Source organism: Streptomyces sp. URMC 129 (assembly GCF_051386415.1).
In the GTDB taxonomy this organism is placed as follows: domain Bacteria; phylum Actinomycetota; class Actinomycetes; order Streptomycetales; family Streptomycetaceae; genus Streptomyces.
On the sequence record NZ_JBPQTQ010000193.1, the window covers coordinates 1 to 7818 of the forward strand.

At 71.5% G+C, this 7818-nt stretch carries 6 protein-coding genes, 1 tRNA gene and 1 pseudogene; 7 read left to right on the forward strand and 1 reads right to left on the reverse strand.

Annotation, left to right across the window (positions count from 1 at the left end):
* Window positions 1–245: 245 nt before the first annotated feature.
* On the reverse strand, window positions 246–620 hold the full coding sequence (locus tag ACSNOC_RS26185; protein WP_436750048.1) for a metallopeptidase family protein: 375 nt from the start codon (window positions 618–620) through the stop codon (window positions 246–248).
* A 128-nt stretch (window positions 621–748) separates the two neighbouring features.
* On the opposite strand from ACSNOC_RS26185, the gene ACSNOC_RS26190 reads away from it, so the two are divergent.
* The 7 genes and pseudogenes from ACSNOC_RS26190 (at window position 749) to ACSNOC_RS26220 (ending at window position 7537) form a co-directional block, all read left to right on the forward strand.
* Window positions 749–824: transfer RNA gene (locus ACSNOC_RS26190), tRNA-Glu, on the forward strand.
* Between the two features lie 407 nt (window positions 825–1231).
* Window positions 1232–1567, forward strand: coding sequence for a trypco2 family protein (locus ACSNOC_RS26195; protein ID WP_436750049.1), 336 nt, complete (start codon window positions 1232–1234; stop codon window positions 1565–1567).
* Window positions 1564–3753, forward strand: coding sequence for a trypsin-like peptidase domain-containing protein (locus ACSNOC_RS26200; RefSeq protein WP_436750050.1), 2190 nt, complete (start codon window positions 1564–1566; stop codon window positions 3751–3753). Before ACSNOC_RS26195 ends, ACSNOC_RS26200 begins: the two co-directional genes overlap by 4 nt.
* The gene (locus ACSNOC_RS26205) at window positions 3750–4538 is read left to right on the forward strand and encodes a hypothetical protein (protein WP_436750051.1); all 789 of its coding nucleotides are present in this window, start codon (window positions 3750–3752) and stop codon (window positions 4536–4538) included. The genes ACSNOC_RS26200 and ACSNOC_RS26205 overlap by 4 nt, the downstream gene beginning before the upstream one ends.
* A gap of 484 nt (window positions 4539–5022) precedes the next feature.
* Window positions 5023–6576: an endonuclease/exonuclease/phosphatase family protein gene (locus ACSNOC_RS26210; protein ID WP_436750052.1), complete on the forward strand. Its 1554-nt coding sequence runs from the start codon at window positions 5023–5025 to the stop codon at window positions 6574–6576.
* Window positions 6573–7190, forward strand: a pseudogene (locus ACSNOC_RS26215) (SpvB/TcaC N-terminal domain-containing protein); the annotation flags it as partial. The gene ACSNOC_RS26210 and the pseudogene ACSNOC_RS26215, both read left to right, overlap by 4 nt.
* A 59-nt stretch (window positions 7191–7249) precedes the next feature.
* The gene (locus tag ACSNOC_RS26220; RefSeq protein ID WP_436750053.1) at window positions 7250–7537 is read left to right on the forward strand and encodes a hypothetical protein; all 288 of its coding nucleotides are present in this window, start codon (window positions 7250–7252) and stop codon (window positions 7535–7537) included.
* Window positions 7538–7818 lie beyond the last annotated feature (281 nt).

Genomic DNA, 7818 nt, shown 5'->3' on the forward strand with positions numbered 1-7818 from the left:
GGCTCCTCCCCCGGCGCCCGGCCGCCGACCTCGGAGGCGGGCTTGTCCGCCGGGTCCGGCTCCACGCTGACGCACCCGCCGAGCGCGGCGGCCACGGCGGACGTCAGGAGCACCAGGACGGCGGGGGCGGAACGGCTGGGACGGCTGGGACGGCGCACGGTGGGGCCACCTCCGGGAGGGACGGGGTCGTCGGTCGGCTTCCGGTCACCTCAACTCCCGCACCCGGACGGAGGACACGGAGAACATCAGCCGTAACCGAGCGAGTGCAGCCGTTCGTCGTCGATGCCGAAGTGGTGGGCGATCTCGTGGACCACCGTGATCTCCACCTCCTCGACGACCAACTCCCGGCCGCCGCCCTCCCGTTCGCACAGCCGCAGGGTGGGCCCCATGTAGATGGAGATCCGGTCGGGCAGCGCCCCCGCATACCACTCGCCGCGCTCGGTGAGCGGCGTGCCCTCGTACAGCCCGAGCAGCTCGGGCTCGTCCCCGGCGACGTCCGGGGGCGGCTCGTCCTCGACGAAGATCGCCACGTTGTCCATGAGCCGCGTCAGCTCGGGAGGAATCCGGTCGAGCGCCTCGCCGACCAGCTCCTCGAACTCCTCGCGCGTCATCTCCAGCACCCCTCCATTGTCCGCCCGCCCGGGTCCCCGGGGGAACGCCGGGAGCGGGGAACGAGGGGGAAGACGGCCAGGCCAATCGTTTTGCCGATCTCTCCGGGTATCCCCTATGCTTTTCGCGTCCCCCACCGGCCCCCATCGTCTAGTGGCCCAGGACGCCGCCCTTTCAAGGCGGTAGCGCGGGTTCGAATCCCGTTGGGGGTACCAGATGATCAAGGCCCGACCTGCGGAAACGCGGTCGGGCCTCTGCTGTCTCCGGAGGCTGACCAAACGACGGCCAAACCGGTGTCACGCATTCCGCCCATACTCCCCGTCACGGCGAGCTTCGTGGAGCCGGAGACCGTCCCCGGCTCCCCGTACCCGTGTCCAGCCCCGCGCAGGGCTGTGGGCCGTCCGTCCAGGACGAACCGGAGCAGCGCCGGCGCGTCGCCCGTGGCATCCGCACGGACTGCACGGACAACGGAGAGGCCTCGGCGAGGCGTGCTCCCCCGCCCGGCCAACTCCGGCTCCCCACAGGCTGGTTCGCCGCTCCGGCGTCCCCGGGAGCCGAGCCGCGCAGTAGGCTGGGAACGGTACGGGGAGGGCGCAAGGCCGGGAAAGAGCTTGGGGGAAGCGTGGCCTTCGAAGAGTTGGATCTCGCCCATGCGGTCCAGGGCGTGCGTGACGAGTTGCTCAGGGCCGCGGCACAGGGCGCGGGGAGCGACGTGGCGTTCGAGGTCGGGCCCATCGAGATGGAGTTCAGCGTCGAGTTGCGCAAGGACGCCCGCGTCCGGGGCGGGATCCGCGCGCTCGTCATCTCCGCCGAGACCGAGGCGGGCGCCGGCCGCGCCCGCACCCACCGGGTGTCCGTGACTCTGACTCCCCGGCGGACGGACACCCATCGGCCCCTGCTCATCGCGGCGGACAGCGAGGGGGACCCGACCGGGCTGGCCGGAGCGGGTGCGCCGTGACCGGCCCGCTGCGGGATGTCCCGGCCACGGGGCCCGGCCATGAGCGGGTGGCCGCGGTGCTCGGCGGCCGGACCGGGAGCGGATACCTGCTCGCCCCCCGGGTTGTGCTGACGGCCGCGCACGTCGTCGCCGGCCAGGAGAGCGCCCGGGTGGTGGCGGTGCGCGGCGCGGGTGAGCAGGTGTGCCGCGTCGTGTGGCGCAGGCATGACGAATGGTGTGACGCGGCGCTGCTGGTGGCCGACCGGGACCTGCTGAGGCCGGCCGTCGCGAGCCGCTTACGGCCGGTGTCCTGGGGGCGGTTGTCGGACGACGCGCCCATCGGGGACTGCCAGGTGATCGGTTTCCCGCGCGCGAGTTGGCAGGGCGGCGGCCGACTGGACACCGAGCACATCGAGTGCGCGCTGCGTCCGGGATCGGGCATCGTGCGGGACCGGTACGTGCTGGACGTCAAGGACGTCTCGCCCGACCTGGCGTCGGGGCAGTCGCCCTGGGAAGGCATGTCGGGCGCCGCGCTGTTCGCCAGGGGGCATCTGCTGGGCGTCGTCGTGGCCGCCCCGCGGAACTGGCGGCATCGTCGGCTGGAGGCCGTCAAGAGCCGGGTCCTCCTCGACGATCCGGGGTTCCGCGCGGCGCTGGCCGGTCAGGTCCGAGGGGCTCCCGAGGTCGCCGAGCTGTCGGCCACGACGCGGCGGCGCACGCCGCTGGTACTGGCCGGCAGGCCGCATGTGTCCGGTCCGGACCTGGCTGCCACGATCCGTGCGGAGTGGGACGCCGCTCGCCGCCAGTTCTTCGACACCATGGGCACGCCCGACCAGCCTGCCGAGGGGTGGCGGAGCCTGCTGACGTGGCTTCGGCAGTTCGACGACCCCGCGCACCACGATGTGGAGGGGCGCCTCGCGCTGGTCGACCGGTGGCTGACCGACCCCGGACTGCCGCCCGACGTGAAGCTGCTGCGTCTGCTGGCGTGGCTGGACCGGGACGGTGAGCCGGTCTGGCGCGGCGAGCGGGTCACACTGGCCGGGCTGACCGAGGCGTGCCTCGCCGGGCGGCTGGCCGACGACGGCCCCGCCCACCGGCTCTACCAGGACCTGGGCGGGGGCGCGCTGCTCGACGCGCTGTCGGAGTTCGCCGCGTTGCACCCGCTGCGCGGGACGCAGGAGGCGTGGGACGAGGCGTGCGCCGCGTGGTGGCGGCTGGTCGACGAGGCCGACGACTCGCTGCCGGACGACGTGCGGGAGTGGGCGCGCGGCCCGGCCCGCGGGCTGTTGCTGGCGGCGGTACTGCCCGGTGCGGACGCCCGGGAGTCGCTCCGGGCCGCGGCCGGGCGGCTGGAGCCGCCGACGCCGGGAACGGTGGGGTGGTACGACTGGCTGGTCGCTCGGCACGGCGTCCCGGACAGCCCCGTCGGCCGACTGCTGCGCATCGACATGACGGCGTTCGCCGTCGCCGAGGCGCGCCGGACGGCCCAGGAAATGGTCGAGGCACGGCAGCGGGAGTTCTTCGGCCGGATGATGCACACCGCCGTGCTGGAGCACGACCGCGGGTGGGCCGCCGCCGAGGTCGCGAGACTGTCCGCCGCGAGCCGGTGCGGCGCCGTTCTGCGGGCCGTGGCGTGGTTCGCGGTGTGGGGTGCGGCCATGGTCGCCGTGAGCTGGCTGGTGTGGGGCGCGGCCGAACCGGCCATCGCGCGTACCCTGTCCGGGATTCTGGCCACGTTGTCCCTGGTCACCGCGGTGTTCAAGGTTCCCGGGGCGTGGCGGCTGGGCGGGGCGTACCGGCCGCCGCTGTCGCCGTCGGCCGTCCGGGGCGTCGCGCCGGTGCGCAAGGCCGCTGTGCTGATCGTGCTGCTGGCGGGGGGTGCCGCCGTCGCGTTTCCGGTCGTCGGGGGTGTACTGGTGCACGACCTGGGCCGGGTGCCGGGCGGATTTGTGGTGCTCCCCGTCGCCTGGGTGTTCTGGGTCCGGGTTTCCGGCCTGTTGCACGACTGGGACGCGGCACACCGGGAACGCCTGCGTGTCTACCAGGCCGAGCGGGCGAACCCGCTGGGCCACATCGCCCAGGACGTACGGTCGCCCTCGCCCCGCGTGCGGGCTGACGCGTTCATGGCGTTGCTGCGGACCATGGCGGGTTCACCGTCCGGGAACGAACCCCCGCGGTACGACCGTGACCAGAGGAGGAATGCGTGATCCCGGATCCGGTGCCGACCGCGCCCGGGCCGTTCGACCGGAAACTGGCCCGGCAGTGGCTCAAGGAGCAGCTCGCTCTTGAGCCGGCCATCCTGAAACAGATCGCCAGGACGGTCCGCGACGCCAAGAGGGACGTCGTCGACGCGGCGTACGCGAAACGGGACCGGAGCGTTCAGGACCGGCTGGCCACCACGCCGGTGGTGGACATGCTGCGGAAGAGCCACAAGGTCCACCCGGGCCCCCTGATCGCCGCCGGGGTCTTCACCGCCGCCCACGTGCTGGAGCTCGGCGAGAGCAGTCTGCGGGTCAAGGCGGGCATCGACGCGAACGCTGCCTCCAGGTGGGTGGACGCGGCCCGCCAGGTCAGACGGGCCCGGCCGGAGGACGCCCGCCCGGCGGACCGGGTTGGTGCGTGGCAGGACGAAGACGTGACGCTGGTGCGGTCGCTCCTCGTCCTCGACTCCGCGGAGGGGCTCCAGTTGGCTCCCCCCACCGCGGCGATCCGCCTTCTCTTCGACGAGGCACGGGTCCTGCTCCGCCGGACGGGAACGCTGCGCTGGACGCTCCAGTCGGCTCACCACGCGGACCTTGCCCAGCTCATCGCGGACGTGGGGCGCCGCATCGCGGCGGGGCAGATCTCCGACAACCTGCCCCAGGTGGAGAACCACGCCTCCCGACACCTCGACCTGGTCCGCCGGCTCGACGATCCACGCGCGGTGGCCGAGCGCTGGCACTCCAGACGCGAGGAACTCCTGGAGCTGCTGAAAGAGGCGTTCCCGCACTGAGACCGCCGGAAGATCGGCGGACCCCGGCCACCGGTCGCGGTCGGCCCCACCGCCCCCGCCCGGGCCCCGCCGCACGGCGGCGGGGCAGCGCGCTTCTTCGCCGGTGTGCCGAGGACCGGACCCGGCACGCGCCCCAAGCCGGTTACGCACTCGACCGGCGGGCGGACAAGCGCCTGCCGGACACTGTTCCGGCCTGTGCCCCCGGCGGGGTGTCGCCCGCCGGGAGAGCAGCGGCGAGCCGGCGAAGCCACCACCTCACCGTCAGCTCTCGCCGCTCTTCTTGCCGCTCGACCCGATCTCTTGGTCTGGGTGACCCGTTGGGGGTACTCGGACCAAGAGAACGTTCCGCTCCGCCTCGCGTTCGCGCCGGGGTGTTGCCCCGTTCGGAGGTGCCGGTGTAGCTGTGGTCGGCGTGGTGCCGCAGAGTCGGCCTTGAGGCGCGGGGCGCGCACAAGGCGGCAGCGGAAACCACAGGGGATAGACGATGCCAAACAGAATTTCCCTCTATTCTCCCGGCAGGATCAGCCTCGGGGCCGATATCCTCGTCTACTACGAGACCGACACACCGGGAAACAACCGAGTGTGCCTTTACCCCGAGGGCAGCACCGGGAAGAACTACCGGGCGTTCGAGTACGCTCCCGGCCGGGCTGGGGTCGTCAGGTTCTCCGGGATCTCCACCGAAAAGGGCAAGGATTCGATTTCCCCGGGACGGTACACAGTCAAGCTCATCGGGATCGCGGAAGAAACCGTGAACTGCGAGAAGACCGAGGTGATCCTCCCTCTGACGACCGCTCTATCCCTCGAATTGACGCACGATCCCTATTTTCTCGTGGAATCCTTCGTCTCGGCGAACGTGGTGGTCGGCCAGGAGTGCAGCATCAAGGTCGGCGGAATTCTGGAGAGTTTCGGCAGGCAGGTGACCTTTGCCAAGCACAGCGGCGACGCATGGCTGGACGTTTCCGCAGATGGCGTGATCAGCGGCACGCCGCCCGGTGAGTTCGCGGGCCGGAGCGGTCACATCGTCGTCGTCGCCGGCGTACCGGGGTCCGGGTCCGGCGTCGGGACCAGCGTGGCGGTGACGGTCCCGGTGCGGAGCGCGGAGGCCACTCTGGTCGATCAGCTACGAGTGGCGACGTTGAACATGTGGTACGACGCCACGATCGTCCGCAACGGGCTGGGCAAGGTGGCGCGCGTTCTGCTGGAGCAGAACGTCGACATCGTCGCGCTCCAGGAGGTGCATCGCTACGAGCACCCGGCGCCGGGCACCGTGCGGCGGCTCGCCGAGCGGCTGGGGTGGTACTACCACGAGTACCCGAGGATCAAGTCCGATGCCGGGGAGGACAAGGACATCGGCGTGATCAGCCGCTATCCCATCGACCTGGACAACAGCGGATACGACGAGGAATTCCTGCGGTCCGAGGTCACCCTCGGCGGCCTGACCGTCCAGGTGTGCTGTGTTCATCTCGCCTACTGGCATTACGGCCCGCACGCTCAGCGGAACGGGGAGAAAAGGTTCACCACCGTTGTCCAGAAGGTCGAGGAGGCCTCGAGGTGCGGCCACGAGATGAAGGAGGGAATTCTCAAGAAGATCAAGAAATATATCGCGGCGGCGGACGAGTGCCCCGTCATCGTGCTCGGGGACTTCAACAGCCCCTCGCACCATGACTGGGTATCCGAGGTGACCAGCAAACCACTCAACTACCGCGCCACCCAGGTTCTGGAACGAAAAGGATTCCAGGATTCCTACCGCGCGGTGCACCCGGATCCGCAGGCATGGCCCGGCGCCACATGGTCCCCGACGGCGCTGTGGCTCGCGGACAAGCGCGAACCTCGTATCGAGCCGCAGGAGCGCATCGACTTCATCTTCCACAGGGGAAAGAAGCTGACCGTTCTGGATTCGCGCGTCCACGTCACGGGAGTGCCCGCGCCCGCCGAGGAGCACCCCGACTGGAAGACCGAACCCAGGCGTGTCTGGTACAACGAGTGGCCCTCCGACCACGCCGCCGTCATCACCACCTACCGGGTCGATCCCGCGTGATCGCGGACGCGGCTACGGGCCGGCTGTCGGTCACGCTGCCCCTGAACTGCTCTCCCTGCCGGGGAACGGAGCCCCGCCTGGCGCTGGTGTACGACTCGGCCGGCGGCAACGGCGTCTTCGGGCACGGCTTCTCCCTCGGCGGACTGTCCTCCGTTACCCGGCGCACCTCCCAGGGCGTGCCGCGCTACGACGAGGGTGACGTCTTCCTCCTCGACGGCGAGGAGCTGGTGCCCGCGGCCGGTGTGCCGGACACCCGTGCCGTCGGCGGCGTGACCTACCGGGTGCGGCGATACCACCTGCGCCAGGAGGGACCATTCGCGCGGGTGGAGCACTGGCACGCCTCCGCCACGCGACGCTTCTGGCGGGTGATCGGCGCCGACGCGGTGGTGCGGATCTACGGGCAGACCGCGGACGGCCGGGTGAGCGACCCGGACGACGCGGGCCGGATCGCCGAGTGGCTGTTGCAGACGGTGCTGCACCCCCGCGGTGATGTGCAGTCCTGGGGCTACCGGCGGGAGGACACCGAGGGGGTCGCCCTCGCCGGGCCGGAGACCGGGCGGTCCCACACCGCCGCACTGCATCCGGGGCGCGTCCGGTACGGGAACCGTCGGGATACGTCTCGCCCGACGGCGGCATCAGCCCGCTGCCTTCCGACCTCGCATGGGGCTTCGAGGTGGTCTTCGACTACGGCGAGTACGACGTCCGGCCGGGAAACGCCGACATCCGCACCCCCGTGCGGCCGTGGCACGCGCGGCCGGACCCGTTCTCCGTTCTGCCCGCCGACCCCGGCATGCCAACCGACCTGACCGGCGACCCGCGATCCCTGATCACGTTCCGACGTCCTGGGTACGGGCCTGCCCGCCCACACCCGTGTCTCCTCCGGCCTCGTCGAGTGCTGGCCCAGCCTCGGCCACGGCCGCTATGTGGCCACCCACGAACGGCAGCCCCGTGCAATACCTGACCGGACACCACAACCACACGTGCTGCACGCACCAGACCACGCTCGTCGGCAAAGGCGAATGAAGCCTCCCGCTGGAGCAGGCGGCGCGGAGACGCCTGCCGGGGCCGGCCGGCGCCAGGGGCCGGTCCCGCGGGACGCCGACCCCACCCGTAGGAGCGCTCGGGAGCCGACGCGGATGTGGCCGGAGTCCGGAGAAAATATGCACTCCGTGAAACATTCCGGGTAACGCGCGGGGCCTGCCGCCGATATCCTCACCACCAGGGGCAGGGGCGGGGCGAACG